This window comes from Acidovorax sp. ST3 (genome assembly GCF_003231145.1).
In the GTDB taxonomy this organism is placed as follows: Bacteria; Pseudomonadota; Gammaproteobacteria; order Burkholderiales; family Burkholderiaceae_C; genus Acidovorax.
Genome location: NZ_QKVP01000005.1, coordinates 507,536 through 532,927 on the forward strand (window position 1 = coordinate 507,536; position 25,392 = coordinate 532,927).

25 protein-coding genes and 2 tRNA genes are annotated in these 25,392 nt (G+C 64.2%); 13 read left to right on the plus strand and 14 right to left on the minus strand.

Annotated elements, in window-relative coordinates; translation table 11 throughout:
* Positions 1-76 precede the first annotated feature (76 nt).
* The 8 genes from rpmI (at position 77) to DNK89_RS18570 (ending at position 5,982) form a co-directional block, all read left to right on the plus strand.
* Positions 77-280 carry a 50S ribosomal protein L35 gene (gene rpmI / locus DNK89_RS18535; protein WP_005795135.1) on the plus strand — a complete coding sequence of 68 codons (204 nt, stop codon included), beginning with the start codon at positions 77-79 and terminating at the stop codon, positions 278-280.
* A gap of 25 nt (positions 281-305) precedes the next feature.
* Positions 306-665 carry a 50S ribosomal protein L20 gene (gene rplT, locus DNK89_RS18540; RefSeq protein ID WP_005795139.1) on the plus strand — a complete coding sequence of 120 codons (360 nt, stop codon included), beginning with the start codon at positions 306-308 and terminating at the stop codon, positions 663-665.
* A gap of 207 nt (positions 666-872) precedes the next feature.
* A complete protein-coding gene (gene pheS, locus DNK89_RS18545) occupies positions 873-1,925 on the plus strand; it encodes a phenylalanine--tRNA ligase subunit alpha (RefSeq protein ID WP_110961271.1) in 1,053 nt (350 codons plus the stop codon).
* 71 nt (positions 1,926-1,996) lie between these two features.
* Entirely contained in the window at positions 1,997-4,444 is a 2,448-nt protein-coding gene (gene pheT / locus DNK89_RS18550) for a phenylalanine--tRNA ligase subunit beta (RefSeq protein ID WP_110961272.1), read from the plus strand.
* Between the two features lie 25 nt (positions 4,445-4,469).
* Positions 4,470-4,796 (plus strand): integration host factor subunit alpha, encoded by a 327-nt coding sequence (locus DNK89_RS18555; protein ID WP_110961273.1) that lies wholly within the window; start codon positions 4,470-4,472, stop codon positions 4,794-4,796.
* Positions 4,797-4,893: 97 nt separating this feature from the next.
* A complete protein-coding gene (locus DNK89_RS18560; protein WP_110961346.1) occupies positions 4,894-5,328 on the plus strand; it encodes a MerR family transcriptional regulator in 435 nt (144 codons plus the stop codon).
* A 30-nt stretch (positions 5,329-5,358) separates the two neighbouring features.
* Positions 5,359-5,435, plus strand: a tRNA-Pro gene (locus DNK89_RS18565).
* A gap of 235 nt (positions 5,436-5,670) precedes the next feature.
* Positions 5,671-5,982 (plus strand): single-stranded DNA-binding protein, encoded by a 312-nt coding sequence (locus DNK89_RS18570; protein ID WP_110961274.1) that lies wholly within the window; start codon positions 5,671-5,673, stop codon positions 5,980-5,982.
* Between the two features lie 76 nt (positions 5,983-6,058).
* Here DNK89_RS18570 and DNK89_RS24810 read toward each other — a convergent pair whose 3' ends face one another.
* From DNK89_RS24810 to DNK89_RS18605, 7 genes are all read right to left on the minus strand, one after another.
* On the minus strand, positions 6,059-6,649 hold the full coding sequence (locus DNK89_RS24810) for a hypothetical protein (protein ID WP_238990867.1): 591 nt from the start codon (positions 6,647-6,649) through the stop codon (positions 6,059-6,061).
* A tRNA-Thr gene (locus DNK89_RS18580) sits at positions 6,624-6,699 on the minus strand. The genes DNK89_RS24810 and DNK89_RS18580 overlap by 26 nt, the downstream gene beginning before the upstream one ends.
* Positions 6,700-6,710: 11 nt before the next feature.
* The gene (locus DNK89_RS18585) at positions 6,711-7,718 is read right to left on the minus strand and encodes a class 1 fructose-bisphosphatase (protein ID WP_063460605.1); all 1,008 of its coding nucleotides are present in this window, start codon (positions 7,716-7,718) and stop codon (positions 6,711-6,713) included.
* A gap of 23 nt (positions 7,719-7,741) precedes the next feature.
* Entirely contained in the window at positions 7,742-10,498 is a 2,757-nt protein-coding gene (gene pepN, locus DNK89_RS18590) for an aminopeptidase N (protein WP_110961275.1), read from the minus strand.
* Positions 10,482-11,156 (minus strand): HAD family phosphatase, encoded by a 675-nt coding sequence (locus DNK89_RS18595; RefSeq protein ID WP_110961276.1) that lies wholly within the window; start codon positions 11,154-11,156, stop codon positions 10,482-10,484. The genes pepN and DNK89_RS18595 overlap by 17 nt, the downstream gene beginning before the upstream one ends.
* A 9-nt stretch (positions 11,157-11,165) precedes the next feature.
* Positions 11,166-12,270 (minus strand): peptide chain release factor 2 gene (gene prfB / locus DNK89_RS18600; RefSeq protein WP_110961277.1). Its coding sequence is split into 2 segments (ribosomal slippage): positions 11,166-12,188 and positions 12,190-12,270, totalling 1,104 coding nucleotides; the frame shifts between segments, so codons are not numbered across the junction.
* 485 nt (positions 12,271-12,755) lie between these two features.
* The gene (locus DNK89_RS18605) at positions 12,756-13,664 is read right to left on the minus strand and encodes an alpha/beta fold hydrolase (protein WP_060987474.1); all 909 of its coding nucleotides are present in this window, start codon (positions 13,662-13,664) and stop codon (positions 12,756-12,758) included.
* A gap of 157 nt (positions 13,665-13,821) precedes the next feature.
* Between DNK89_RS18605 and DNK89_RS18610 the strand changes: the two genes are divergently transcribed.
* Positions 13,822-14,883, plus strand: coding sequence for an aldo/keto reductase (locus DNK89_RS18610; protein ID WP_110961278.1), 1,062 nt, complete (start codon positions 13,822-13,824; stop codon positions 14,881-14,883).
* 93 nt (positions 14,884-14,976) lie between these two features.
* Here the strand turns inward: DNK89_RS18610 and DNK89_RS18615 are convergent, their stop codons facing one another.
* Positions 14,977-16,401 carry a M20 family metallopeptidase gene (locus tag DNK89_RS18615; RefSeq protein ID WP_110961279.1) on the minus strand — a complete coding sequence of 475 codons (1,425 nt, stop codon included), beginning with the start codon at positions 16,399-16,401 and terminating at the stop codon, positions 14,977-14,979.
* A gap of 25 nt (positions 16,402-16,426) precedes the next feature.
* A complete protein-coding gene (locus tag DNK89_RS18620) occupies positions 16,427-17,425 on the minus strand; it encodes a tripartite tricarboxylate transporter substrate binding protein (RefSeq protein WP_110961280.1) in 999 nt (332 codons plus the stop codon).
* A 177-nt stretch (positions 17,426-17,602) separates the two neighbouring features.
* On the opposite strand from DNK89_RS18620, the gene DNK89_RS18625 reads away from it, so the two are divergent.
* The 3 genes from DNK89_RS18625 (at position 17,603) to plsY (ending at position 19,879) form a co-directional block, all read left to right on the plus strand.
* Complete coding sequence (locus DNK89_RS18625; protein WP_110961281.1) at positions 17,603-18,562, plus strand: LysR family transcriptional regulator; 960 nt, start codon at positions 17,603-17,605, stop codon at positions 18,560-18,562.
* A gap of 71 nt (positions 18,563-18,633) precedes the next feature.
* Complete coding sequence (locus DNK89_RS18630; RefSeq protein ID WP_110961282.1) at positions 18,634-19,125, plus strand: aminoacyl-tRNA deacylase; 492 nt, start codon at positions 18,634-18,636, stop codon at positions 19,123-19,125.
* A gap of 61 nt (positions 19,126-19,186) precedes the next feature.
* Positions 19,187-19,879: a glycerol-3-phosphate 1-O-acyltransferase PlsY gene (gene plsY / locus DNK89_RS18635; protein ID WP_110961283.1), complete on the plus strand. Its 693-nt coding sequence runs from the start codon at positions 19,187-19,189 to the stop codon at positions 19,877-19,879.
* 36 nt (positions 19,880-19,915) lie between these two features.
* Here the strand turns inward: plsY and DNK89_RS18640 are convergent, their stop codons facing one another.
* Genes DNK89_RS18640 through DNK89_RS18650 form a run of 3 tightly spaced genes read right to left on the minus strand, consistent with a single transcriptional unit; the run spans position 19,916 to position 22,140 of the window.
* Positions 19,916-20,935 (minus strand): HD-GYP domain-containing protein, encoded by a 1,020-nt coding sequence (locus tag DNK89_RS18640; protein WP_015014475.1) that lies wholly within the window; start codon positions 20,933-20,935, stop codon positions 19,916-19,918.
* A gap of 16 nt (positions 20,936-20,951) precedes the next feature.
* Positions 20,952-21,653, minus strand: a complete 702-nt coding sequence (locus tag DNK89_RS18645) for a TIGR02281 family clan AA aspartic protease (protein ID WP_238990868.1) — start codon at positions 21,651-21,653, stop codon at positions 20,952-20,954.
* A 1-nt stretch (position 21,654) separates the two neighbouring features.
* Positions 21,655-22,140: a YajQ family cyclic di-GMP-binding protein gene (locus DNK89_RS18650; protein ID WP_015014473.1), complete on the minus strand. Its 486-nt coding sequence runs from the start codon at positions 22,138-22,140 to the stop codon at positions 21,655-21,657.
* Between the two features lie 76 nt (positions 22,141-22,216).
* Here DNK89_RS18650 and murB point away from each other — a divergent pair, with 76 nt between their 5' ends.
* A complete protein-coding gene (murB, locus tag DNK89_RS18655) occupies positions 22,217-23,290 on the plus strand; it encodes a UDP-N-acetylmuramate dehydrogenase (RefSeq protein WP_110961284.1) in 1,074 nt (357 codons plus the stop codon).
* A gap of 222 nt (positions 23,291-23,512) precedes the next feature.
* Here murB and argG read toward each other — a convergent pair whose 3' ends face one another.
* Both argG and DNK89_RS18665 read right to left on the minus strand, forming a co-directional pair.
* Entirely contained in the window at positions 23,513-24,850 is a 1,338-nt protein-coding gene (gene argG, locus DNK89_RS18660; protein ID WP_110961285.1) for an argininosuccinate synthase, read from the minus strand.
* A gap of 85 nt (positions 24,851-24,935) precedes the next feature.
* Positions 24,936-25,253, minus strand: a complete 318-nt coding sequence (locus tag DNK89_RS18665; RefSeq protein ID WP_015014470.1) for a pyrimidine/purine nucleoside phosphorylase — start codon at positions 25,251-25,253, stop codon at positions 24,936-24,938.
* Between the last annotated feature and the right edge of the window lie 139 nt (positions 25,254-25,392).

Genomic DNA, 25,392 nt, shown 5'->3' on the forward strand with positions numbered 1-25,392 from the left:
AAAGTGGCTCGGGGCCAACAAGTTTGCAGATCGGTTTGCAAACGCCTCACGAGCACAATGAAAAAGGAGCATTCACATGCCCAAAATGAAGACCAAGAGCAGCGCGAAAAAACGTTTCCGCGTTCGTCCCGGTGGCACCGTCAAGCGCGGTCAAGCCTTCAAGCGTCACATCTTGACCAAGAAGACCACCAAGAACAAGCGCCACCTGCGTGGTGCAGTGAATGTGCATGAGACCAACATGGGCTCGATCGCACAAATGCTGCCCAGCGCTGGCCTTTAATAACTGACGAACAAGGAGTACATACATGCCTCGCGTCAAACGTGGTGTAACGGCCCGTGCCCGTCACAAGAAAGTTCTCGCCCTTGCCAAGGGTTTCCGTGGTCGCCGCGGTAATGTCTTCCGTATCGCCAAACAGGCGGTAATGAAGGCTGGGCAATACGCCTACCGTGACCGCCGCACCAAGAAGCGCGTGTTCCGCCAGTTGTGGATTGCCCGTATCAACGCCGCTGCCCGTGAACTGGGCCTGACCTACAGCCAGTTCGCCAACGGCCTGAAGAAGGCTTCCATCGAGATCGACCGCAAGATGCTGGCCGACCTCGCAGTGCACGACAAGGCTGCCTTTGGCAGCATCGTGGAGCAAGTCAAGGCCAAGCTGGCTGCTTGAGTTCACGATGAGCGGCTATCTTTTTGATAGCTGCTTGCGCAATAACAGCAAGGGCTAGGGCTTGTAAAGGCACTAGCCCTTGTTCATTTTCACGGGTCGATAAAAACGACTTACGCAAAACAGGCTGCTGAGACAAGACGCTGGCCACATGGCATATGCCAATGGCACTTGCGCATCCTTGTTTGCGTAAGTCATGAAAGAGTCGTTATGAACGAGTTGGATTCCCTGGTTGAGAGCGCGACGCAACTGTTTGCCCAAAGCGCCACCCCCGCTGACCTCGAAAACGCCAAGGCGCAGTTTTTGGGCAAGTCGGGTCGCGTGACGGAGCTCATGAAGGGCATGGCGCAGCTGTCCGTCGAGGAAAAGAAATCCCGTGGTGCAGCCATCAACGTCGCCAAGCAGGCCATTGAGGCCGCGCTCACTGCGCGCCGCCAGGCGTTGGCCGATGCGGAACTGCAACTGCAGCTCAAGGCCGAAGCGCTGGACGTGAGCCTGCCAGGTCGCCAGCGCGGGCAGGGGGGGCTGCACCCCGTTTCGCTCACCCTCGAACGTATCCAGGGCATTTTCGGTTCCATGGGTTTTGACGTGGCCGAAGGCCCCGAGATTGAAACCGACTGGTTCAATTTCACTGCATTGAACACGCCGGAAGACCACCCCGCGCGCTCCATGCACGACACGTTCTACGTGGAAGGCGGCACCGCCACCGCACCCAACCTGCTGCGCACCCACACCAGCCCCATGCAGATCCGCCATGCGGTGCAGCACGTGAAGAAGTACCGCGCCGCGCTGGATGCCGGCCAGGCCATGCCCGAAATCCGCGTGATCGCCCCCGGCCGCACCTACCGTGTGGACAGTGACGCCACGCACTCGCCCATGTTCCACCAGTGCGAAGGCCTCTGGATCGGCGAGAACGTGAGCTTCAAGGACCTGAAGGTCATCTTCACAGATTTCTGCCGCACCTTCTTTGAAAGCGATGACCTCGTGTTGCGCTTCCGTCCCAGCTTCTTCCCGTTCACGGAGCCCAGCGCCGAGATCGATATCCAGTTCCAGACGGGCCCGCTGGTGGGTCGTTGGCTGGAGGTGGCGGGTTCTGGCCAGGTGCATCCCAACGTGGTGCGCAACATGGGCCTCGACCCCGAGAAGTACATCGGCTTTGCATTCGGCATGGGGCCAGACCGACTGACCATGCTGCGCTACGGCGTCAACGATCTGCGCCTGTTCTTTGACGGCGACATCCGGTTCCTGTCGCAGTTCCAATAAAGCCCGCCGACTTCACGCAGCGCGCAGGGCCTGCCCTGCGCCGCGCACCTTCCGTACAAGAGTGTCCGACTATGCAATTTCCTGAATCCTGGTTGCGCGAGTTCTGCAACCCCCCCTTGACGACGGCCGAGCTGGCTGAAACGCTGACCATGGCGGGCCTCGAAGTAGAGGAGCTGCGTCCCGTGGCCCCACCGTTCACCAAGATCGTGGTGGGCGAGATCAAAGAAGCCGTGCAGCACCCTGATGCTGACCGCCTGCGCGTGTGCCAGGTGGACGTGGGGCGGGGCGCACTGCTCAACATCGTGTGCGGTGCGCCCAATGCCCGCGTAGGCATCAAGGTGCCATGCGCCCTGGTGGGTGCCGAACTGCCGCCGGGTGATGACGGCAAGCCGTTTCTCATCAAGGTGGGCAAGCTGCGCGGCGTGGAAAGCCAGGGCATGTTGTGCTCGGCGCGTGAGCTCAAGCTGTCGGAAGACCACGGCGGCCTCCTGGAGCTGGATACCGCAGCGCCCGTGGGTCAGGACATCCGCGCGTACCTGAATCTGGATGACACGCTGTTCACGCTCAAGCTCACGCCCAATCTGGCGCATTGCCTGAGCGTCTATGGCATTGCACGCGAGGTGTCCGCGCTGACCGGCGTGCCGCTGCAGCAGCCATCGTTTCCTGCAGTGGCTGCGAAGCTGTCCGACAAGCTGTCGGTCAAGGTGAGCGCGCCCGACCTTTGTGGGCGTTTCTCCGGCCGCATCGTGCGCAATGTGAACACGCGGGCCGCCACGCCCCAGTGGATGCTGGACCGCCTGGCGCGCTGCGGTCAGCGTGGCGTGTCGCCGCTGGTGGACATCTCCAACTACGTGATGTTCGAACTGGGCCGCCCTTCGCACATTTTTGATCTGGACAAGATCCATGGTGGCCTGGATGTGCGCTGGGGCAAGCCGGGCGAGCAGCTCAAGCTGCTCAATGGCAACACCATCACGGTGGACGACAAGGTGGGGGTGATCGCGGATGACAGCCAGGTGGAGTCCCTGGCAGGCATCATGGGCGGTGACGCCACGGCTGTGTCGGATGACACCAAGCACATCTACATCGAGGCCGCTTTTTGGTGGCCCAAGGCGGTGGCGGGCCGCTCGCGCCGGTTCAACTTTTCGACGGATGCGGGTCACCGTTTCGAGCGTGGCGTGGATCCGAGCCTGACGGTGGAGCACATCGAGCGCATCACCCAGCTGGTCATTGACATCTGCGGCACGCCCGACACCGCCTGCGGTCCGATGGATGATCAGGCCGTGAACCTGCCTGCGCCGCAGCCCGTCACCCTGCGCGTGGCGCGTGCCGTCAAGGTCATCGGTATGCCGCTGACGCAGGCGCAGTGCGCAGACGCCTTGCAGCGCCTGGGCCTGCCAGTGGTGCAGGGCGATGGCACGCTGACGGTCACGCCCCCATCGTTCCGTTTCGACATCACCATCGAGGAAGACCTGATCGAAGAAGTCGCCCGCATGGTGGGCTATAACAATCTGCCGACCACTCCGCCTTTGGCCCCCATCACGCCCAAGCTGGCGCTGGAGGCTACCCGCAGCCCGTTTGCGGTGCGCCGCTCGCTGGCAGCGCTGGGCTATCAAGAAACCATCAACTTCAGCTTTGTGGAAGAGCGCTGGGAGCACGAGCTGGCTGCCAATCCCCAGCCCATCAAGCTTCTGAACCCGATTGCCAGCCAGATGAGCGTGATGCGCTCGACTCTATTGGGTTCTTTGCTACAAGTTTTGAAGTTCAACCTCGACCGCAAGGCCGAGCGGGTGCGTGTCTTTGAGCTGGGCCGCGTGTTCCTGCGGGACGGCAGTGTGCGCAATACCGACACCACGGTGGAAGGTTTCCACCAGCCCATGCGCGTGTCGGGTCTGGCCTACGGCCCGAACGACATGCTGCAGTGGGGGCGCAAAGAGCAGGCCATCGATTTCTTCGATGTGAAGGGCGACGTGGAAGCCTTGCTGGCCCCTCTGCGCGCAACGTTCGAACCCGGCAATCATCCTGCCATGCACCCCGGCCGCTGCGCGCGCGTTCTGGTCGGTGGTCGCGCGATTGGGTTTGTGGGCGAACTGCATCCGCAATGGCGTCAGTCGTGGGATCTGCCCCAGGCGCCTGTGATGTTCGAGCTGGAGTTGGACGCTGTGTTGCAGCGTGTGGTGCCACAGTTCAAGCCCGTGACTAAACACCAAGCGGTCGAGCGCGACCTGGCCGTGGTGGTGGCCGAGCGTGTGACCCACGCCGACATCATGGGCGCGGTCGAGCAGGCTGTTCCCGGCGGCATGTTGCGCTCTGCGGTGCTGTTCGACGTGTACCGACCCAAGGCGCTGCGTGCTGGCGAAGAGGCACCCGCAGGGGGTTTGGCACCCGGTGAAAAAAGCCTGGCTGTGCGCCTCACCCTCGGCCGTGACGAAGCCACGCTCACCGAGGCGGAAATCGACGCCGCAGTGCAGTCCGTGATAACGCAGCTGACGCAGCGCACAGGCGCTCGTCTGCGGGTGTGACGATGTCTAGGGGGAGTGACCAACCATGATCGAATTTGCAGTCGAAAGCCTGGAGACACCGGCACTGACCAAGGCGCAGTTGGCAGATCTGTTGTTCGATCAGATCGGCCTGAACAAGCGCGAGTCCAAGGACATGATTGACGCCTTCTTCGACCTGATCGCCCAAAGCCTGGTCGAGGGCAAGGACGTCAAGCTCTCGGGCTTTGGCAACTTTCAGATCCGGACCAAGGCACCCCGTCCCGGGCGCAATCCGCGCACGGGAGAGGCCATTCCCATCAAGGCGCGCCGTGTGGTGACCTTCCACGCCAGCAGCAAGCTCAAGGAGCAGATCCAGACGGCGGCTGCTGCGTGAATTTGTGCTGTTTTTGTTGCCAAGATGTTCTTGGTGGCTGGCGGCGCAGGCTGGTCTGCAGTACGCTTGAAAGCTTTCCCGTTTGAACCTGCATCTCATGGGCACCACCCTCCCTTCCATTCCCGCCAAGCGATACTTCACGATTGGTGAGGTCGCGGAGCTGTGCGGCGTCAAGCCGCATGTGTTGCGCTACTGGGAGCAGGAGTTCACGCAGTTGCGCCCCATGAAGCGGCGCGGTAACCGTCGCTACTACCAGCACCATGAGGTGCTGATGATTCGTCGGATTCGTGATCTGCTGTACGACCAGGGCTTCACCATCAGTGGGGCGCGCAATCGCCTGCAAGAGCTCGCCCATCCGTCGCGGGACGGGGGGGTGTCCGATGACGCTTCCGTGGCGCAAGATACCGAGCTGCCCAGCATGCTGGTGGACAGCGCACGCGACCTTTCGATCGTTGCTGCAGGCTTTTCTCTGGACTCCAATGCAGTGCGCCAAGAATTATTTGAAATTCGTGCGCTACTTTCTCTGAACTGAGCTTTTTTCTGCATATAATCTAAGTCTTGTCGGCGTGTAGCGCAGCCTGGTAGCGCACTTGCATGGGGTGCAAGGGGTCGCGAGTTCGAATCCCGCCACGCCGACCATTGTTAGCAAAAGCCCAGAACCGAAAGGTTCTGGGCTTTTTTGCTTTTGTCGCTTCGGGCTTTCTTTGCATCACCGCTGGCGCTGGAAGGTCGGCCCTCCGGATTCACACTGGCGCCTCTGTGTTCTGAAGGCGGCGAAATCAAGAGCCCGTGGTGGCTATGCCAGCCGGACGGCGGCGAAGGATGGCTACTAAGGCATAACAGCCCAGCGCCCCGTGATGGGCAAGGAGACCTCATGATTGATGGCTTGGTAGCCGGACGGCTATATGGTGAGGCGGAGCGCCGCACGGACAAGGCGGGCAAGGCTTACAGCCTGGCGAAGGTCAGGGCCAGTACTGCAGAAGGCGAAGTGCTGTTCGTCAACGTCATCGCCTTTGATGACGATCTGTGCGCGTCCGTGCATCGATTGCGCGATGGTGATTCCGTGGCGCTTTCTGGCAGCTTGAATCCCCGTGTGTGGACAGACAAGCAGGGCAATGCAAGGCCCGCACTGGATATGGTGGCGCACCGCCTGATCAGCATGCCGATCTCAGACGCTGAACAATAGGGGCGCCGCGCTCCGCCGGCGACGTGTGGTGACTTATAGGCGGGATGAATGCCTGCGTAGGCGGCAGGCTTGAGGCCTAGCTGGCCTTTCGGGCATTGCCCGAAGGATTGGGGGCAAAACCCAAGGCTTTGAGCTCATCCTCGCTCATGTGCAGTTCGGTCAATTCGGGCTGACGCGCCTCAATGGCTCGCCGCCGTTCGAAATTGGTGGGTGGACCTTTTTCTTCCTGGCGGCGATCCTTGCCGCTGCGGCGGTCCATGCTGCCTCTGCGTTCGACATTCATGATGATGCTGCTGGTGGTAGTTGGAGTGAGGGGGTTGCGTACGCAGCCGGCCGCCAGCGGATGGGCCATCTTTGGGCGCCGACTGAGGCACACAGTCTGCATCAGTTGCTGGCGTTTGCAAACATCCAAGGTGCCATCCTCGCTCTGCATCTGGCGCAAGAAACGATTGTTGACGAAGGCGGGTGCCTGTCGTGGGGGCTTGTTGCTGGCCGATGCCTTGCCGCCGAAATGGCCGCTTTGGAGGGCGTCGGCCGCCATCCTATGGTCGGCGAGCCTGCGATGCAGTGGGTCGATTTCTTGACCTTTCGAGGCCGCCAAGAAAAAAAGCCCTGACTCTTGCGAATCAGGGCTTTTTATTTGGTGCCGGAGAGATGAATCGAACACCCGACCTTCTCATTACGAATGAGCTGCTCTACCGACTGAGCTACACCGGCTTAGCCTTGGATTATAGCGTGGAATGGTAGCTGGTCACGCGTTCGACTTCATTTTTTGAGCCGAGGATCACGCTGACACGCTCGTGCAACTGGGTGGGCTGGATGTCGAGGATGCGTTGCTTGCCGTTGGTGGCAGCGCCACCGGCTTGTTCTACCAGCCAGCCCATGGGGTTGGCCTCGTACATCAGGCGCAGCTTGCCGGGCTTGTTGGGTTCGCGCTTGTCCCAGGGGTACATGAAGACACCGCCACGGGTCAGGATGCGGTGCACGTCGGCCACCATGCTGGCGATCCAGCGCATGTTGAAGTCCTTGCCGCGCGGGCCTTCCTTGCCCTGCAGGCACTCGTCGATGTAGCGCTTCACAGGCTCGTCCCAGTGGCGCATGTTGCTCATGTTGATCGCGAACTCCTTGGTGTCTTCGGGAATGCGGATGTTCTCTTCGGTCAGCACGAAGGAGCCTTGTTCGCGGTCCAGCGTGAACATCGCTACGCCGTCACCCACGGTGAGCACCAGCGTGGTCTGCGGGCCGTAGATGCAATAGCCCGCGGCCACTTGCTGCGTGCCGGGCTGCAGGAAGTCGCCTTCCTCTACGCCTCGGTCGCCATCGGGCTTCTTCAGCACGCTGAAGATGGTGCCGATGCTCACGTTCACATCGATGTTGCTGGAGCCGTCGAGGGGGTCGAACAGCAGCAGGTATTCACCCTGTGGGTAGCGGTTGGGCACCAGATAGATGCCGTCCATTTCTTCGGATGCCATGGCCGCCAGGTGGCCGCCCCATTCGTTGGCTTCGATCAGCACCTCGTTGGCGATGATGTCGAGCTTTTTCTGGATCTCGCCCTGCACGTTTTCGCTGCTGGCCGTACCCAGCACGCCGCCCAGCGCACCTTTGTTCACGGCGTGGCTGATGCTCTTGCAGGCGCGGGCCACCACTTCAAGCAGCAGGCGCAGCTGCGAGGGGATGAGTCCGTCCACCCGTTGCTGCTCAACGAGGTAGCGGGTCAGGCTGATGCTTTTTGCCATGTCAGTCTCTTCTCGGTCGTGGTTTATTCGGCGAGCGCGCGGGTCACCACCTCGCGCACGTCGTTGGACAGGTCGGGCTTGGCGGCGACGCGGGCGATGGCCTCGCGGGCAGCGCTGCGCCACGGGTCTGCCAGCTTCTTCCAGCGGTCGAGCGCACGCGCAAGGCGCGCGGCAACCTGTGGGTTGATGGCGTCCAGCTCGATCACGCGGTCGCTCCAGAACACGTAGCCCGCTGCGTCCGACCGGTGGAACGCGCCGGGGTTGGCACTGCAGTAGCTGAAGATCACACTGCGTGCGCGGTTCGGGTTCTTGAGGCTGAAGTCCGGGTGCGACATGAGCTGGCGCACGGCGGGCAACACGTTGCCGCCACGGTCCGGGGCGCCGGCTTGCAATGCAAACCACTTGTCGATGACCAGCGGCTCGTCCTTGAACATGGCGTGAAAGCGTGCCAGGGCAGGGGCGGCCAGCTCGCTGCCGCTGGCTACCAGGGCGGTCAGGGCGTTGAAGCGGTCCGTCATATTGCCAGCAACCTTGAAGCGCTGGTAGGCCTTGCCAGGCCACACCACATCGCCTGTCTTCTGCGCGGCAATGCACAGCATGTGCAGCGCCAGGCCGCTGAGCGCGCGGCGGCCGGAGGAGACGGGGTCGGGGCGGTAGCCGCCGGTGTCCTGGTTCTGCTCCCAGACGGTTTCCCAGTCGGACTGCAGCGCCAGTGCCAGCTCTTCGCGCATGGCTTCGCGCACCGCGTGGATGCGCTGCGGGTCCACCACGTCCAGCTGCTCGGCGATGTAGATTTCGGAGGGCAACGTGAGCACCAGCTCCTTGAACGCTGCATCCAGGGCCGGGTTGCGCAGCACGCTGCGCATGGCTTCCACAAACTCTACCGACAGGATGGCTTGGTCAAATCGGCCGTTAGCGCTAGTTCTATATGCCTCGTCAGCTATTGTATTGATAGCAATCCGCAGTGCCAGGCGCTGGCCTGCTTCCCAGCGGTTGAAAGCGTCGGCGTCGTGCGCCAGCAGGGTGAGCAACTGCGCGTCGGTGTAGTCGATGTCCAGCACCACGGGCGCACTGAAGCCGCGCAGCAGCGAGGGCACGGGTTCGGCATCCAGGTTGGTGAAGGTCAGCGTCTGCGATGCTTCGGTGAGCACCACCACGCGCGAGGTGGCGTGGGTAGGCCCTTCTGCAGCGCCTTCGCCCGCAAGGTGCAAGGGCAGGGCGGCACCGGTGGTGGCGTCGATCAGGCCCAACTCCACCGGGATGACGAAGGGCAGCTTCTCGTTTTGGCCGGGCGTGGCCGCGCAGCTTTGCGACAGCGTGAGCGCATAGCAGCGTGTGGCGGCGTCGTAGCGGCCCGTGGCGCGCACGCGGGGCGTGCCGGCCTGGCTGTACCAGCGTTTGAACTGGGGCAGGTGCTGCGCCAGCGGGCTGCCCGGGTTGGCATCGGCAATGGCCTGCACAAAGTCGTCGCAGGTCACGGCCTGGCCGTCGTGGCGTTCGAAGTACAGCTTCATGCCCTTGGCAAAGCCTTCGCGGCCCACCAGGTTGTGCTGCATGCGCACCACCTCGGCACCCTTTTCGTAGATGGTGACGGTGTAGAAGTTATTGATCTCGACGTAGCTGTCGGGACGCACCGGGTGGGCCATGGGGCCTGCGTCTTCGGGGAACTGGGCTGTGCGCAGCACGCGCACGTCCTCGATGCGCTTGACGGCGCGGGCCGAGGGGCTGCCCGCCAGGTCCATGCTGAACTCCTGGTCGCGGAAGACGGTGAGGCCTTCCTTCAGGCTCAGCTGGAACCAGTCACGGCAGGTGACGCGGTTGCCGGTCCAGTTGTGGAAGTACTCGTGGCCGACCACGCTTTCGATGTTGGCGAAGTCGGTGTCGGTGGCGGTGGCTTCGCTGGCCAGAACGTACTTCGTGTTGAAGATGTTCAGCCCCTTGTTCTCCATGGCGCCCATGTTGAAGTCGCTGGTGGCGACGATCATGAAGCGCTCCAGGTCCAGCGGCAGGCCGAAGCGGGCTTCGTCCCAGGCCACGCTGTACATCAGCGAGTTCATGGCGTGTTCGGTCTTGCCCAGATCACCGGGGCGCACGTAGACCTGCAGCAGGTGGTCGGTGCCCGAGCGGCTCTTGATCTTCTGCTCGCGGGCCACCAGCTTGCCCGCCACCAGGGCGAACAGGTAGCAGGGCTTCTTGTGCGGGTCGACCCACTTCGCAAAGTGGCGGCCGTCTTCCAGGTCCCCGCTGTCCACCAGATTGCCGTTGCTCAGCAGCACCGGGTACTGGGCCTTGTCGGCGCGCAGTGTGACGGTGTAGCTGGCCATCACATCGGGCCGGTCCAGGAAGTAGGTGATGCGGCGAAAGCCCTCGGCCTCGCACTGCGTGAAGAAGGTGCCCTGGCTCACGTACAGGCCCATGAGCTGCGTGTTCTTGGCGGGGCAGCAGGTGGTGAAGATCTCCAGCGCGAAAGGCTCGGAGCCTTCGGGCAGGTTCTCCAGCACCAGGCGGGTGCCTTCCATCTTGAACGATGTGCCCTGGCCGTTGACCAGCACGCGCGCCAGGTTCAGGTCGTCACCGTCGAGCTTGAGCGGCTGCGCGGCCACATCGGGGTTGCGACGCAGCGTCATGCGGTTGAGCACGCGCGTCTTGGCCGGGTCCAGGTCGAAGGTCAGCTCCACGCTGTCGATCCAGTAGGCGGGGGCGGTGTAGTCCTCGCGGCGGATAGCGATGGCCGGGGCCGCGCCGTCTCCGCTTCCGTCGGCTTTATGCAGTTGCAACATGGATGCTCTCCAGAAAGTCGGTGTTCATGAGTTCGGTGTAGTCGCGCACGGCGACCAGCACATGAGGCCCGGCCAGTTGCTCGGGCGTGTGGGTGCTGCAGATGGCCACGGCGCGCATGCCCGCGCGGCGTGCGGCCTCGATGCCGAAGGGCGCATCTTCAAAAACGATGCAATGCGCCGGGTCAGCCGCGATGCGGCGTGCGGCTTCGAGAAAGATGGCGGGCTGGGGCTTGCCAGGCAGGCCCTCGTCGCCGCGCACGATCGCTTGCGGCGCGGGCTCTAGGCCGAGGTGGCCCAGGGCGAATTCCACGTTGCCGATGTCGCCGGCCGTGCCCACGGCCACCTTGAGGCCGCGCGCGCGCACCTGAGCTGCAAACTGGCGAAAGCCCGCCACCTCGGCAAAGCGCGGGGCGAATAGCTCGCGGTAGATGGTTTCTTTTTCGTGCGTGAGCGCGTCGGCCTCGTCCTGCGACACAGGGCGGCCCAGCAGTTCCACGATGCACTCGGTGCCATTGCGGCCCGTGGTGCGCGCCATGAGGTCGGGCACGTCGATGTCCATGCCCCGGCGGCGAGCAAACTCGACCCATGCCTGGGCGTGCCAGGGCATCGAGTCGATCATGGTGCCGTCCATGTCGAAGATGATGGCGTCGGTGCGCATCCGCATCGCTCAGACGCCTTGCTTCAATGAAGCTTCGATGAAGGCGTCTAGGTCGCCGTCCAGCACCTTTTGCGTGGCCGAGATTTCGACGTTGGTGCGCAGGTCCTTGATGCGGCTGTTGTCCAGCACGTAGCTGCGGATCTGGTGGCCCCAGCCCACATCGGTCTTGGTGTCTTCCAGCTTTTGCTGCTCTTCCATGCGCTTGCGCATTTCGAAGTCGTACAGGCGGCTGCGCAGGCGCTGCCACGCCACGTCGCGGTTGCTGTGCTGGCTGCGGCCGTCCTGACACTGCACCACGATGCCGGTGGGAATGTGCGTCAGGCGCACGGCCGAGTCGGTCTTGTTGATGTGCTGGCCGCCCGCGCCGGAGGCACGGAAGGTGTCGGTGCGCACGTCGGCCGGGTTGATGTTGATCTCGATGGAGTCGTCGATCTCGGGGTAGACGAACAGCGACGCAAACGAAGTGTGGCGGCCGCCGGAGCTGTCGAACGGGCTCTTGCGCACCAGGCGGTGCACACCGGTTTCGGTGCGCAGCAAGCCAAAGGCGTATTCACCCTCAATCTTGATCGTGGCGCTCTTGATGCCGGCCACGTCGCCCGGGGTTTCTTCTTCGACCGTGGCCTTGAAGCCCTTGCGCTCGGCGTACTTGAGGTACTGGCGCAGCAGCATGCTGGCCCAGTCGCAGGCCTCGGTGCCACCAGCGCCTGCCTGGATGTCCACAAAGCAGTTGAGCGGGTCGGCCTCATTGCGGAACATGCGGCGGAACTCCAGCTCCTCGATCAGCGGTTTGAGCTTTGCCGCCTCGGCCTCGATGGTCATGAGGCCGGCCTCGTCGCCTTCCTCCTTGCTCATCTCGTACAGCTCGGCGTTGTCGGCCAGCTCACGGGTGAGCTTGTCCAGCGTGACCACCACGCTGGAGAGCGACTTCTGTTCCTTGCCCAGCTCCTGGGCCTTCTTGGGGTCGTTCCAGACCGCGGGGTCTTCCAGCGATGCGTTTACCGTGCGCAGGCGTTCGAACTTGGCATCGAAGTCAAAGATACCTCCGTAACTCAGCGGTGCGCTGAGCCAGGTCTTCGAGGGTGGTGCCGATGAGGTTGATGCGTTCTGCGTCCATGATTCTTGTCCTGCGTGTTCTGTGGAATAACCCGCGATTTTCTCATGGGAAGGGTAAGAGCCTGTTCAAAGTCTTTTTGTAGTCGCACAAGTCCCTTGCCGGGATAGGATGCAAGGCGCGGTGCGCAGTGGATAGCTCGGCTATCCACAAGCGCCGCAACGCAGCAAACCGCCCGGCAAGGCACTTGCCCGAAGGGTTGGAGTGAAATCGGGCCGATGAACTCGGAGTTTTGGCGCCCCGGCTGCTTACATGGGCGCGAGCCCGTGCGGCGCATCCGAAGCATCCACTCATCCCGATTGCGCTCCAATGCGATCTCCAAAAAGACTTTGAACAGGCTCTAAGTGCCCCGGCAATGCTCTTTGCGCGGGGCGATCGCTGCAGCGGCGCGTGGAGCCCGGCGGGCAATCTGCCGGGTGAATATCAAAAATGATAGCTGCTCAGGCAATATGCACTAGCGCTTGGAGGCGCTAGGGCGTCAAATTGCCTCAGGCAGCATCCAAAAACGCTTCGATCAGCTGCGCCACCTGCTCGGGCTGGTCGTGGTGCAGCATGTGGCCTGCGTCTTGCACGACGGCCGTGCTGCAGGTGCGCACATGGGTCAGGCGCTGGTGGTATTCGTCCAGGGTGTACCGGCCGTTCCACCACTGGCCCAGGCTGTCGCCGCTGGCCTCAATGGCCAGCACGGGGGCGGTAATGCGTTCGTAGATGGCCAGGGCCTCGTCCGCGCGGTACAGCTGCGCGCTGGTGATCTTGTGGGCGGGGTCGCCCAGGATTTCCCACTGCCCCTGCGCGTTGGGCCGCGCCCAGTGCTGGGCCAGCCATTGGGCCTTGTCTTCGGACAGGCGGGGGTTGGTCTTCATCAGGCGGCGGGCCACGCCGTCGGCGCTGTCATAGGTCTTGAGTTCCTTGGTGCCCTGGTGCAGCTGCTTGATCTCGTCGATCCATTGCGCGTAGCGCGTGGGCGCCTGCGCGGGGCGTGTGGCGGGCAGGCCAAAGCCTTCGAGGTTGACAAGCTTGCGCACCCGCTCGGGCCGCACGCCGCCATACATCATGGCCACGTTGCCGCCCATGCTGTGGCCCACCAGGTCGATGGCTTCGCCGGGCGCGTAGTGGTCCAGCAGCAGGTCCAGGTCGGCCAGGTAGTCGGCAAACACATAGTGGTCCACCGGTGCCCCGGTGGTCAGGCCGAAGCCACGCCAGTCCGGCGCGATGATGCGGCGCGGCTGGCGCAGTGCATCCACCGTGAACTGGTAGGAGGCACTGACGTCCATCCAGCCATGCAGAAGCACCAGCGTGGGCAGGTCGCTGTGCTCTGGGCCCCAGTGGCGGACGTGGTAGTTGAGGTGCCGCAGCGCCAGTGTGCTGCTGCGCGAAGGGGTGAGAACTTGGTACATGCTGTGCCAATGTTACGTTGCCGCCGCGCTGGCGGGGCGCCCTGCGGTGTCACCAAGGAGTCCGGCGCCCAGCAGGTTTTGGCGATCGCTTGTACCATCGCCAGCCGGGGCCGCAGCAGGCCCTGTTTACTTTTCCACCATCTGGAGCCTTCACCGCATGAACACCGTCCGCTTGGGTCAGAGTGACCTGCTTGTCACCCCCATTTGCCTGGGCACCATGACCTTCGGCGAGCAGGTCAATGAGGCCGACTCGCATGCCATCCTGAGCCAGTCGCTTGCTCGCGGCGTGAACTTCATCGACACGGCCGAGATGTACGCCGTGCCCGCCCGGGCCGAGACCTTTGGCGCGACTGAAACCATCATCGGCAACTGGTTTGCCAAGAACCCCGGCGCGCGCCAGAAGCTGGTGGTGGCCACCAAGGTGGCCGGCCCATCGCGCGGAATGCCCTGGGTGCGCGAGGGCAAGGGCATGACGGCGGCCGACATCGTGGCATCGTGCGAAGGCAGCCTGCGCCGCCTGCAGACCGATGTGATTGACCTCTACCAGATCCACTGGCCCGAGCGCCATGTGCCTGCGTTCGGCAACCTGTATTACGACCCCGCCAAGGAAACGTCGCAAACCCCCATCCGAGAGCAGCTGGAAGCGCTGGCCGGGCTGGTGAAGGCCGGCAAGGTGCGCTACATCGGCCTGTCGAACGAAACCCCCTACGGCGTGCACGAATTCGTGCGCCTGGCCGAGCAGCACGGGCTGCCGCGTGTCGCCACCGTGCAGAACCCGTACTGCCTGATCAACCGCACCTGGGAAAACGGGCTGGATGAGACCTGCCACCGCCTGGACGTGTCGTTGCTGGCTTATTCGCCCCTGGGCTTTGGCCTGCTGACGGGCAAGTACGACGAAAGTGGCATCACCGGCCCGAATGCCCCGCAGGGTGCGCGCATTGCATCGTATGAATCCGTGCGCAAACAGCGCTGGGGCCGCCCCGAGGCGCTGGAGGCCTCTCGCCGCTACAACGCGCTGGCCCGCGCCAACGGCATGACGCCCACCCAGATGGCGCTGGCGTTCTGCTACACCAAGTGGCAGGTGGCCAGCACCATCATCGGCGTGACGTCGGTGGCGCAGCTGGAGGAAGACCTGAACGCCTGGGGCACCACGCTGTCGCCCGAGGTGCTGAAGGCCATCGACGCGATCCGCTGGGAGCTGCGCGACCCGGCTTTGTGACCGAGGCAGGCCATGGCCCTGTGACTCTGCAAGAGTAAAACAAAGGGGCCCGCAGGGCCCCTTTGTTTATTGCCGAATCGTCGTGCGCAGCCGTCAGGCCGTCGCCTCTTGCCGGGCGGTGCGTCCTTCCGTCCACGGCGTTCCTTGGGGCTCGCCCAGGTCCCAGAACAACCCGGCCATCACCGCAAGCCCTTCTCGTGCCACGGGTGCCAGCAAGTGCTCGTTGGGTGCATGCTGGGCGCAAGCGGGGTACGAGTGGGGCACCCACAGCGTGGGCAGGCCCAGCTGGTCGGCAAAGATGTCGTTGGGCAGCGAGCCTGCCAGGTTGGGCAGCAGCGTGGCGGGCTGGCCGGCGCTGGCCTGCAGCGAGGCCATCGTCCAGTCCACCCAGGGGTTGTGCAGATCGAGCCGCGTGGCGCCGCAGTGCATGCCCATGGTGATTTCGACCTGGTTGAAGCCATGCGCGTCCAGGTGCTCGCGCAGCGTGGCCTGCACGTTCTGCCAGTCGGTGCCCACCACAAAGCGCAGCTGGCAATGCGCTACGGCCTGTGCATGGATGGCATTGATGGGCCGCTGCGCGTTGCCCGCGCCCAGCGCCAGCACCTCCAGCGTGTTCCAGCCCACCAGCTGCTCGGCTGGGGTGAGGCCGGGCTCGCCCCAGCCGGGGGTGAGCGCGGGGTCATCGGCTCCGGTGCCAATCACCACGTCTTTGAGGGCAGTGCGCAGCTTGTCGGGCACCGCAGGCGGCAGCAGGCCTTTGACCAGGATGCGGCCCTTCGCGTCCACCAGCGTGGCCAGCGCGTGCGTGAGTACCGTGGCCGGGTTGGCCAGCACGCCGCCCCAGTTGCCGGAGTGGTAGGCCTTGTCGCGGCTGCGCACGGCGAGCGAGAAATTGATCGCACCGCGCGACCCCAGAAAGAGGGTGGGGTGGCCCGCATTCACACGGGGGCCGTCGCTGGCCACGAACAGGTCGGCCTTCAATGCATCGCGGTGTCGCTCGCAGAAGGCGCCCAGGCCGGGCGAGCCTGCCTCTTCGCCCATCTCCATGAGCAGCGTCACGTTGTAGCCCAGACGGCCGCCCCGGGCCTCGATGGTGTGGGCCAGTGCGGCCAGGCTCACGGTGTGCTGGCCTTTGTTATCGGCCGTGCCCCGGCCGTACCAGCGCTCGCCTTCTATGGTCAGCTCCCAGGGCGAAAGGCCCTCGCGCCATTGCGCGTCCTGCCCGTTGACCACGTCGCCGTGGCCGTAGGTGAGCACGGTGGGCAGCGCAGGGTCTTCCACACGGCGTGCCACCAAAAAGGGGCCGCCTTGCGGCGAGGGGTTGTCGAGCACCTCGCATGCAAAACCCAGAGGCGTGAGCCAGGGCACCATTTCGTCGGTGAGGTAGGCGCGCAGTTCGGGCGGCACCTTGCCGGTGTCGCTTTCGGTGCGCCAGGCCACCCGGCGGCGCAGGTCGGAGGCAAAGCGGCCCTCGTCAAAGTAGCGCTGGACGTTTTGAATGAGCTGTTGGCGGTTCATCGTGCAGGTCCTGTTCCTGTGTTCGTCAGTCCACCACGATCTTGGCGCGGTGGGCCAGCGCGCGGTAGCGGCCGATTTCGTCATCGATCATGGCGCGCGTGGCCACGGGGCCCAGGTGCACGGGTTCCATGCCCTGGGTGCGCATCTGTTCCTGCAGGCCACTGTCGCGGGTGACGGCTTCCACCTCGGTCACCAGCTTGCGGATGACGGACTGTGGCGTCTTGGCGGGGGCGGCGATGGCGTACCACGCGTCGAACACGGCGTCGGGCAGCTTGAGTTCCTCCACCGTGGGCACCCCTGGCAGCATGCTGGAGCGCGACTTGCCCGCAATGGCCAGGGCGCGCAGCTTGCCGGCCTTCACCTGCGGCGCCGCAGCGGCCACGGTGTCGATGCCCAACTGGATTTCACCGCCCATGAGGGCGATCAGCGACTGGCTGCTGCCCCGGTAAGGCACGTCCTGCAGTTGGATCCCAGCCGCCTGCTCCAGCAGCGCGCCTGCCAGGTGCGGACCGGAGCCCGAGCCGAAGGTGGCGTAGTGGATGCTCTTGGGCTTGGCCTTGGCCGCCGCGATCAACGCATTCAGGTCTTTGTAGGGTGCACTGGCGCTGACGACCAGCACCAGCGGTGCCCGGGCCACGGTGGCCACGGGCACCAGGTCCTTGGCTGGGTCGTAGGGCAGCTTGCTGCGCAGCGCCGGGTTGACCGTGTAGCTGGTGGAGCCCGAGACCAGCAGTGTGTAGCCGTCCGGATCGGCGCGCACCACGGTTTCGGTGCCGATGATGGTAGAGGCGCCCGGCTTGTTGTCGATCACCACCGCCGTGCCCAGGCGGCCAGCCAGCTTCTGTGCCAGCGCGCGCGCCACCACGTCGGTGCCGCCGCCGGGCGGGAAGGGCACCACCATGCGCACCGGGCGCTGCGGCCACGCGTCGGCAGGGGGCGTAGTCTGGGCCGAGGCCAGGCTGGCATGGCCGGCAAACACTGCCAGGGTGGCAGACAGGAAAGTGGCTCGAGCAAGGCGTTTCATGCGGACTCCGGTGGTAGGGCCCCGGCAGTAGGCGCGTGGCTCCATGAGGCCATGCGGCGCCCGTGCCAGGGCATGGGTGAATTGGAGCCTCAAGCCATGCAAGATGGATGCTGGTTTACCATTGCTTGGAATAGAGATTTGGCAACTGACCGTTGCCTTTTTGCGATTTAAACAACCATGGCCATTTCACTGCTCAGCCTGCCCTTGCGCTACTTTCTGGAGGTGGCGCGCACCGGCTCCGTCAACCAGGCGGCGCAGCGCCTGCATGTGGCTGCGTCGGCCGTGAGCCGCCAGCTGGGCAAGCTGGAAGACAGCCTGGGCGTGGTGCTGTTCGAGCGCCAGGCCCGGGGCATGACGCTGACCGAGGCAGGCACCCGGCTGCTGGCCCACGCCAGCGCGCACGACGCGCAGGCGCTGGAGCTGGTCGAGCAATTGCAGGATCTGTCTACCCAAGGTGCCCTGCGGGTGCGGCTGGCGTGTACCGAAGGGTTTGCGGCAGCGTTCATGCCGCTGGTCATGGCGGGGTTTCGGCAGGCGCACCCGCAGGTGCAGTTGCAGTTGCAGGTGGCCGTGCCGCAAGAGGTGTCGGCCCTGGTGCTGCGCGGCGAGGCGGATCTGGCGCTGAAGTACAGCACGGCACCCGAGAAGGGCCTGCAGGTGCTGCACTCGGCCATCGCACCCATTTACGCCGTCATGCCCGCGCAGCACCCGCTGGCGCGCCAGCGCAGCGTGAGCGTGGCCGATGTGGTGCGCTACCCGCTGCTGCTGGGCGCCGCCAACACCACAGGGCGGCAGCTGTTTGACCTGAGCTGTGCGGTGCAGGGGCTGCGCTATGTGCCCGCCGTGGAGAGCAATTTCTCATCGGCCCTGCTGCCGCTGCTGAGCGGGCAGGACGTGGTGCTGGCCAGCTACCTCACGGCGGCGCGCTGGGTGGAGGCGGGCCTGCTGGCAGCTCGGCCTTTTGACGAGGCGCAGCTGCAGCAGCGCCGCCTGCAGGTCTTGGCGGCCGAGGGGCGCAGTCAGTCCACATTGGTGCGGCAGTTCACGCAGGCGCTGGTGGTCGCCATTGAGGAATACGGCAAACGCAAGGTGGGGCGACGCCGCAAGGCCGCTGCAGCGCCTGCCACGGTGTTCTGACACGTCGCTGCAGGATTCAACGCGCTCACATTTGGATACGGATACCATCGGTGCCCTAGCCGCACCACACCATGGCCAAGAAAGAACACGTTTCCGAGACCCAAGCCACCCAGCTGCTCAAGGCGAACAAGGTGGCTTTCACCGAACACCCGTATGAGTATCTGGAGCACGGCGGCGCCATGCACAGCGCCGAGGTGCTGGGTCTGGACCCCTACACCGTGGTCAAAACCCTCGTCATGCAAGACCAGGACGCCAAACCGCTCCTGGTGCTGATGCACGGCAACCGCAAGGTTTCGACCAAGAACCTCGCGCGCCAGATCGGCGCCAAGTCGGTCGAGCCCTGCTCGCCCGAGGTGGCCAACCGGCACAGCGGCTACCTGGTGGGCGGCACGTCGCCGTTCGGCACGCGGCGCACCATGCCGGTCTATATCGAAGAAACCATCCTCGCGCTGCCCCGCATTGCCATCAATGGCGGGCGCCGGGGCTTTCTGGTGCAGTTGGACCCGCAGGTGTGCGTGCAACTGCTGGGCGCCAAACCGGTGCAGTGCGCGCTGGCAGAATAGGCCGCCGTGCGATACATACAGCCCGTCAGAAGGCTGACCCAATGATTTCCAAGGAGTTGTTTTGACCGCCGTCTATCCCGTTCTTGCCACTGTGGCCGCCTACCTGCTGGGCTCGCTGTCGTTTGCCGTCATCGTGACGCGCGTCATGGGCCTGAGCGATCCGCGCACCTATGGCAGCAAGAATCCCGGCGCCACCAATGTACTGCGCTCGGGCAGCAAGGCGGCGGCCATCGTGACTCTGCTGCTGGACGCGATGAAGGGCTGGCTACCGGTGGCGCTGGTGATGTGGTTTGGCCACCCCTATGGGCTGGAGGACGGCACCGTGGCGCTGGTGGGTCTGGCTGCTTTCCTGGGGCACCTGTGGCCGGTGTTCTTCCGGTTTCAGGGCGGCAAGGGCGTGGCGACGGCGCTGGGCGTGCTGGTGGGCATCAGCGGCTGGCTGGGCCTGGCCACGGCGGCCACCTGGCTCATCATTGCATTTTTCTTCCGCTACTCGTCGCTGGCCTCGCTGGTGGCGGCTGCGTTTGCTCCGGTGTACTACCTGATGGTGGATGGCGTGGTCTGGTATGCCGAGGGCACGATTGCGGCCTCGATCGTGGTCATGGCGCTGCTGTTGGCCTGGCGCCACCGCGAAAACATCCAGCGCCTGATTGCGGGCACGGAATCGCGCCTGGGCAGCAAAAAGGCGAAACCTGTCGAGGGTGAAGAGAGCGCCAAGGCAAAGCCGAAAGCAAAGCCCAAGGCCAAACACTGATGTAGCCACGCGCCCGGTTTGGGCGCGTGCCCTGCGTCAGAGCGCGCCGGGCGCTGTCACTAGCCCGCGCAGCCCCGCGCTGTGCTGTGCGGCATACAGTCCCAGCCGCACCATGGTGCGGTGGTTCAGCTCCAGGCTCACGGCGGACCGGGCCAGGGCCGACTGGATGCGGGGCTTGCCGCTGGCAGTCTGGTACAGGCTGGGCTGACTGCGGTGGTTGCCGGTGTTGTCCAGCAGGCTGGCCACCAGCGGGTGGTTGGCCTTGTCGCTGCGGCGCAGCACGATGGCGGTTTCGCCGTTGTCCAGCTTGACGAAGGTGCCCGGGGGGCACAGGCCGATGGAGCGCACCAGCGTGTAGCTGACCTCGTCGCGCTGGTCCACTTCTTGTCCTACGATGGCGCGCACCGAGTCGGTAGCGCTGCGCCCGGCGCGGGATTTGCGCGGGCTGATCATGGCGGCATAGCGGTCAATGGTGCCGAGGACACGGGTGAGCCGGTCGATCGGCTCCTGTTGGGCCAGGGGCACGCGCTCTGCAATGCTGGCATGGTGTTGCCCCACCACATCCAGCCAGAGTTGATCGTTGATGAACAGGCGCTCCAGCAGCAGCATGCTGTCTTCGGGGTGGCTCTTGATGGCCTCCTGCTGCTCGGCCGTGGGGCGTTCACGCTGCACGGCCAGTTCGTCCTGCAGGGCTGTCATGCCGATGTTCATGGTGAGCGCCGCCCGCACCAGGCTGTCCCGCTCGCGCTGCGGCAGCTTCAGCTCCAGCGCCATGATGTGGCACAGCGTGCCACACACCAGTGCGTGCGATGCGCTGTAACCCACGGTGGATGTGGACGCGTGCTGGAACATCAGGTACAGCGCTGCGTCGATGTCGTGCGCCACCAGGTCCTGCAGCCAGGCATCGAACTGCCGCACCTTGCCCGGAAAGTCCTGCACCTGCAGCGGCCGGCTCAGCAGCACCGACAGGGCTGACTCCAGGTCGGACCATAGGCTGAGCAGGTCCTCGTACTCCCCTTCGGAGTGCGCGTGGGTGGAGGCAGGGTGTGCAGACATTGGAGGTGTATAGACGTCAGTGGCGCTTTTCCAGCACCATCTGGTCATTGGTGCGTGTCATCTGGAACTCGTTCAGAAAGCTGTTGCCCAGCAGCACGTAGGGCATGGGCTGCGAGGTGATGATCGCCTCCACCCCAAAGACTTCGACGTCGCCAATGCGGATGGAGTCCAGCTTCATGCGCCAGCCCTGGGCGACACCATTGGCGGTGTTCACGCGCACCGGCTGGCCGCTTTGATAGTTCAGGCCCATGCGCTCTGCATCGGGTCGCCCGATGGCGACGGTGGAGGCTCCGGTGTCCACCATGTACTGCATGACCTGCCCGTTGATGGTGCCGCTGTTCACAAAATGCCCGCGGCCGTCGGCCACCAGCTGAATGCGCTTGCCGCTGCCACTGCGTCCGCCCACGCTGACGGGCGCTTCGCCCAGCCGCAGCGTGTGCCGCGCGCCCTGGATCTCGACAGTGGCCTCGTCCTTGGCGACAGCGATGACTTTCACCCCCTGGAACTCGTCCCCCGCGCCCACCGCCTTGGGCGGGCTGGCGTTCACCACCAGCAGTGCCTTGCTGCCCAGCACACCCGCCAGCGCCACGGCCTGCGCATGCGCCCATGCGGGGGCCAGCAGCAACCCGATGCACAGGGCGACGGGGCGCTGATAACGGCGCAGCCCCTGCGAGAGCGGGGGAACGGCCCGCCAGGCCTCAGGGGGGTGTTGTTTCATATCAGTCGCGGAAGTTGTCGAATGACAGCGGCACGTCCGTCACGTCCTTGCGGATCAGGGCCATCGCGGCCTGCAGGTCGTCGCGCTTGGCGCCGGTCACGCGCACCTTGTCTTCCTGGATGGCGCCTTGCACCTTGAGCTTGCTTTCCTTGAGCAGCTTCTGGATCTTCTTGGCCAGCTCGCTCTCGATGCCGTTGCGCACCTTGATGACCTGCTTGACCTTGTCGCCGCCCATTTTCTGTACGTCGCCCATGTCCAGAAAACGCACGTCCACATTGCGTTTGGTGAGCTTGTTGCGCAGCACGTCTTCGATCTGGGTGAGCTGGAAATCGGCGTCGCCGATCAGCGTGATGTCCTTGTCCTTGATCTCGATGCTGGCGGCGGTGCCCTTGAAGTCGAAGCGGGTGGCGATCTCTTTCGCGGTGTTCTCGACGGCGTTCTTCACTTCAACCAGGTTGGCTTCGCAGACGGTGTCAAAAGATGGCATGGTGGGTCTCAATCAATCTCGGGAAACAAAGGTGGCTCGCAGGCCGCCAGCAGGGGCCGGTGCGACAATCGGGCCAATGGTAGTCGAGAAAAACGCCCCTTTACAGCCCTGCAACACCTTCGGCATTGCTGCACGCGCCCAGACCCTGGTGCGTGTGCGTTCAGTGGATGACCTGCTCGCTGTGCTGGCCGACCCGGAACTGGCACCCGCACCGAAGTTTGTGCTGGGCGGGGGCAGCAACATCATCCTGACGGGCGATGTGAAGCCCGTCGTGCTCAAGATGGAAATCAAGGGCCTGCGCCTGGTCGAGGAAACGCCCAAGGCCTGGATCGTGGAAGCGGGTGCTGGCGAGGTCTGGCACGACGCCGTGGCCTGGACGTTGGCCCATGGCTATCCCGGCCTGGAGAACCTGGCCCTGATCCCGGGCACCGTCGGGGCGTCGCCCGTCCAGAACATTGGTGCTTACGGCGTGGAGTTGCAGGACCGTTTCGAGTCGCTCGACGCCATCGATCTGGCCACCGGCCAGTCGTTCAGCCTGGATGCCGCGCAATGCGGCTTCGGTTATCGCGATTCGGTCTTCAAGCACGCGCCTTCGGAGGCGCAGGGCGGCAGCGGGCTGCCACGCGGCATGGGGCTGGCCGGCCGGGCGGTGATCACCCACGTGCGCTTTCGTCTGCCCAAACCCTGGAAGCCGGTGCTGGGCTACCTGGACCTGGAGCGCCGCCGCGCCGAGGCGGGGGTGGAGCACCCCAGTGCCGAGCAGATTTTTGACTGGATCTGCGACATTCGCCGCGCCAAGCTGCCCGACCCTGCCGTGGTGGGCAACGCCGGTAGCTTCTTCAAGAACCCTACGGTGTCGCCCGACCAGTGCGCCGACATCATCGCCCGCGAGCCCAAGATCGTGCACTACCCCATGCCGGACGGCAGCATCAAGCTGGCGGCGGGCTGGCTGATCGATGCCTGTGGCTGGAAGGGCAAATCCATCGGCAAGGCTGGGGTGTACGAAAAGCAGGCCCTGGTTCTGGTCAACCGGGGGCGGGGGGCGGAGAGTGTGACGGGGGGCGAGGTGATGACCCTGGCCAAGGCCATCCAGACCAGCGTGTACGAGCGCTTTGGCATCCGGTTGGAGCCCGAGCCGGTGGTGGTGTAGCGCGCGAAGTGTTTTGCGGCCCCTGTGCCTCAGGCATGCATGTATAGCGCCTGCTCCGATGCGGCAATGAAAAAGCCACCCCAGGGGTGGCTTTACTCATTGATTGATAGCTGCTCAGGCATATTGCACTATCGCTACCAGTCATTTTCATCCCAAAGGAACTGCCAAGGTGCTCCCGGCGGCACCCGGGAGGTTTCTGACAGCTGAGGGCTTCTTCAGGGCTTACTTGCGGTCGTTTTCCAGCTGGGCCAGGGCGGCATTGCCTCCCAGCGACAGCAGGCCAGCGCGCGAGTACACGCCCAGCTTGTCGCGCGTGTCCACGATGTCCAGGTTGCGCATGGTCAGCTGGCCGATGCGGTCCAACGGGCTGAACGGCGCGTCCTCCACCTTTTCCATCGACAGGCGTTCGGGCGCGTAGGTCAGGTTGGGCGACTCGGTGTTGAGGATGGAATAGTCGTTGCCGCGGCGCAGCTCCAGCGTCACGGTGCCGGTCACGGCGCGCGCCACCCAGCGCTGTGCGGTTTCGCGCAGCATGATCGCCTGGGGGTCGAACCAGCGGCCCTGGTACAGCAGGCGGCCGAGCTTGAGGCCGTTCATGCGGTACTGCTCGATGGTGTCTTCGTTGTGGATACCACTCACCAGGCGCTCGTAGGCAATGTGCAGCAGCGCCAGGCCGGGGGCCTCGTAGATGCCGCGGCTCTTGGCTTCGATGATGCGGTTCTCAATCTGGTCGCACATGCCCAGACCATGGCGGCCGCCGATGCGGTTGGCCTCCAGGAACAGCTCCACCGGGTCGTTGAACTCGACTCCATTCAGGGCCACGGGCTGGCCTTCTTCGAAGCGCACCGAGACTTCCTCGGCCTTGACGACCACGTCATCCTTCCAGAAGGCGACGCCCATGATGGGGTTCACGATGCGGATGCCGCTGTTGAGGAACTCCAGGTCTTTCGCCTCGTGCGTGGCGCCCAGCATGTTGCTGTCGGTGCTGTAGGCCTTTTCGGCGCTCATCTTGTAGCCGAAGCCTTCCTTCGTCATGAAGGCGGACATTTCGGCGCGGCCGCCCAGTTCGTCGATGAACAGCTGGTCGAGCCAGGGCTTGTAGATCTTGAGGGACGGGTTGGTCAGCAGGCCGTAGCGGTAGAAGCGCTCGATGTCGTTGCCCTTGAAGGTCGAGCCGTCGCCCCAGATGTTGACGTCGTCTTCCTTCATCGCGGCCACCAGCATGGTGCCGGTCACGGCGCGGCCCAGGGGCGTGGTGTTGAAGTAGGTGGCACCGGCGGTGCGCACGTGGAAAGCGCCGGCCTGCAGCGCGGCAATGCCTTCGTGGGCGAGCTGCGTGCGGCAGTCGATCAGGCGGGCCTTCTCGGCGCCGTATTCCATGGCCTTGCGCGGAATCGCGTCGTAGTCGGGCTCGTCGGGCTGGCCCAGGTTGGCCGTGTAGGCGTAGGGCAGGGCGCCCTTGTTCTTCATCCAGCGCAGCGCGGCGCTGGTGTCCAGGCCGCCGGAAAACGCGATGCCGACCTTCTGGCCGAGGGGGAGGTTCTGGAGGATGGTTGCCATGGAGTTTTCTTCAAAAATGATAGCTGCCAGCGCATTGTGGACTAGCGCCAGAGGCCAAAATCAATCAAATTTCAGCCCGAACATCTCAGCCGAAATGGCAGATGTAGTGGTAGGCCTCGGTCACGCGGATGTCGAACTTGGAGTTGCCGGGCACGCTGAACTTTTCGCCTGCAGACGATTTCACCCATGCGTCGGTACCAGCCAGCTTGTATTCGCACGAGCCTGCCACGCATTCCATGATTTCAGGCGCGCCAGTGTTGAACGTGAGCGTTGCGGGCAGCACCACGCCCACCGATTTCTTCGTGCCGTCCGGGAAGGTGATGCCGTGGCTCACGCACTTGCCGTCAAAGTACACATTGGCCTGGGTAGTGACGGACACGCCGTCGATTTTTTCGGTGGTCATGGATGCGCGGGTAGGAATGGAGGAAACCCGCGATTTTAGGGCAGGGTGCTGACGCCCCGGGCGGAGCGCTGCCACGAAATCCGCGCACTTGATCGCACGCACCAAGAAAAAGAGCCCCGAAGGGCTCTTTGCGCACTGG

Excerpts from the sequence above, each read along its gene's own strand:
- rpmI (WP_005795135.1), top strand. The coding sequence starts at position 77 with ATGCCCAAAATGAAGACCAAGAGCAGCGCGAAAAAACGTTTCCGCGTT.
- rplT (WP_005795139.1), top strand. The coding sequence starts at position 306 with ATGCCTCGCGTCAAACGTGGTGTAACGGCCCGTGCCCGTCACAAGAAA.
- pheS (WP_110961271.1), top strand. The coding sequence starts at position 873 with ATGAACGAGTTGGATTCCCTGGTTGAGAGCGCGACGCAACTGTTTGCC.
- pheT (WP_110961272.1), top strand. The coding sequence starts at position 1,997 with ATGCAATTTCCTGAATCCTGGTTGCGCGAGTTCTGCAACCCCCCCTTG.
- DNK89_RS18555 (WP_110961273.1), top strand. The coding sequence starts at position 4,470 with ATGATCGAATTTGCAGTCGAAAGCCTGGAGACACCGGCACTGACCAAG.
- DNK89_RS18560 (WP_110961346.1), top strand. The coding sequence starts at position 4,894 with ATGGGCACCACCCTCCCTTCCATTCCCGCCAAGCGATACTTCACGATT.
- DNK89_RS18570 (WP_110961274.1), top strand. The coding sequence starts at position 5,671 with ATGATTGATGGCTTGGTAGCCGGACGGCTATATGGTGAGGCGGAGCGC.
- DNK89_RS18585 (WP_063460605.1), bottom strand. The coding sequence starts at position 7,718 with ATGGCAAAAAGCATCAGCCTGACCCGCTACCTCGTTGAGCAGCAACGG.
- pepN (WP_110961275.1), bottom strand. The coding sequence starts at position 10,498 with ATGTTGCAACTGCATAAAGCCGACGGAAGCGGAGACGGCGCGGCCCCG.
- DNK89_RS18595 (WP_110961276.1), bottom strand. The coding sequence starts at position 11,156 with ATGCGCACCGACGCCATCATCTTCGACATGGACGGCACCATGATCGAC.
- DNK89_RS18605 (WP_060987474.1), bottom strand. The coding sequence starts at position 13,664 with ATGTACCAAGTTCTCACCCCTTCGCGCAGCAGCACACTGGCGCTGCGG.
- DNK89_RS18610 (WP_110961278.1), top strand. The coding sequence starts at position 13,822 with ATGAACACCGTCCGCTTGGGTCAGAGTGACCTGCTTGTCACCCCCATT.
- DNK89_RS18615 (WP_110961279.1), bottom strand. The coding sequence starts at position 16,401 with ATGAACCGCCAACAGCTCATTCAAAACGTCCAGCGCTACTTTGACGAG.
- DNK89_RS18620 (WP_110961280.1), bottom strand. The coding sequence starts at position 17,425 with ATGAAACGCCTTGCTCGAGCCACTTTCCTGTCTGCCACCCTGGCAGTG.
- DNK89_RS18625 (WP_110961281.1), top strand. The coding sequence starts at position 17,603 with ATGGCCATTTCACTGCTCAGCCTGCCCTTGCGCTACTTTCTGGAGGTG.
- DNK89_RS18630 (WP_110961282.1), top strand. The coding sequence starts at position 18,634 with ATGGCCAAGAAAGAACACGTTTCCGAGACCCAAGCCACCCAGCTGCTC.
- DNK89_RS18640 (WP_015014475.1), bottom strand. The coding sequence starts at position 20,935 with ATGTCTGCACACCCTGCCTCCACCCACGCGCACTCCGAAGGGGAGTAC.
- DNK89_RS18645 (WP_238990868.1), bottom strand. The coding sequence starts at position 21,653 with ATGAAACAACACCCCCCTGAGGCCTGGCGGGCCGTTCCCCCGCTCTCG.
- DNK89_RS18650 (WP_015014473.1), bottom strand. The coding sequence starts at position 22,140 with ATGCCATCTTTTGACACCGTCTGCGAAGCCAACCTGGTTGAAGTGAAG.
- murB (WP_110961284.1), top strand. The coding sequence starts at position 22,217 with ATGGTAGTCGAGAAAAACGCCCCTTTACAGCCCTGCAACACCTTCGGC.
- argG (WP_110961285.1), bottom strand. The coding sequence starts at position 24,850 with ATGGCAACCATCCTCCAGAACCTCCCCCTCGGCCAGAAGGTCGGCATC.
- DNK89_RS18665 (WP_015014470.1), bottom strand. The coding sequence starts at position 25,253 with ATGACCACCGAAAAAATCGACGGCGTGTCCGTCACTACCCAGGCCAAT.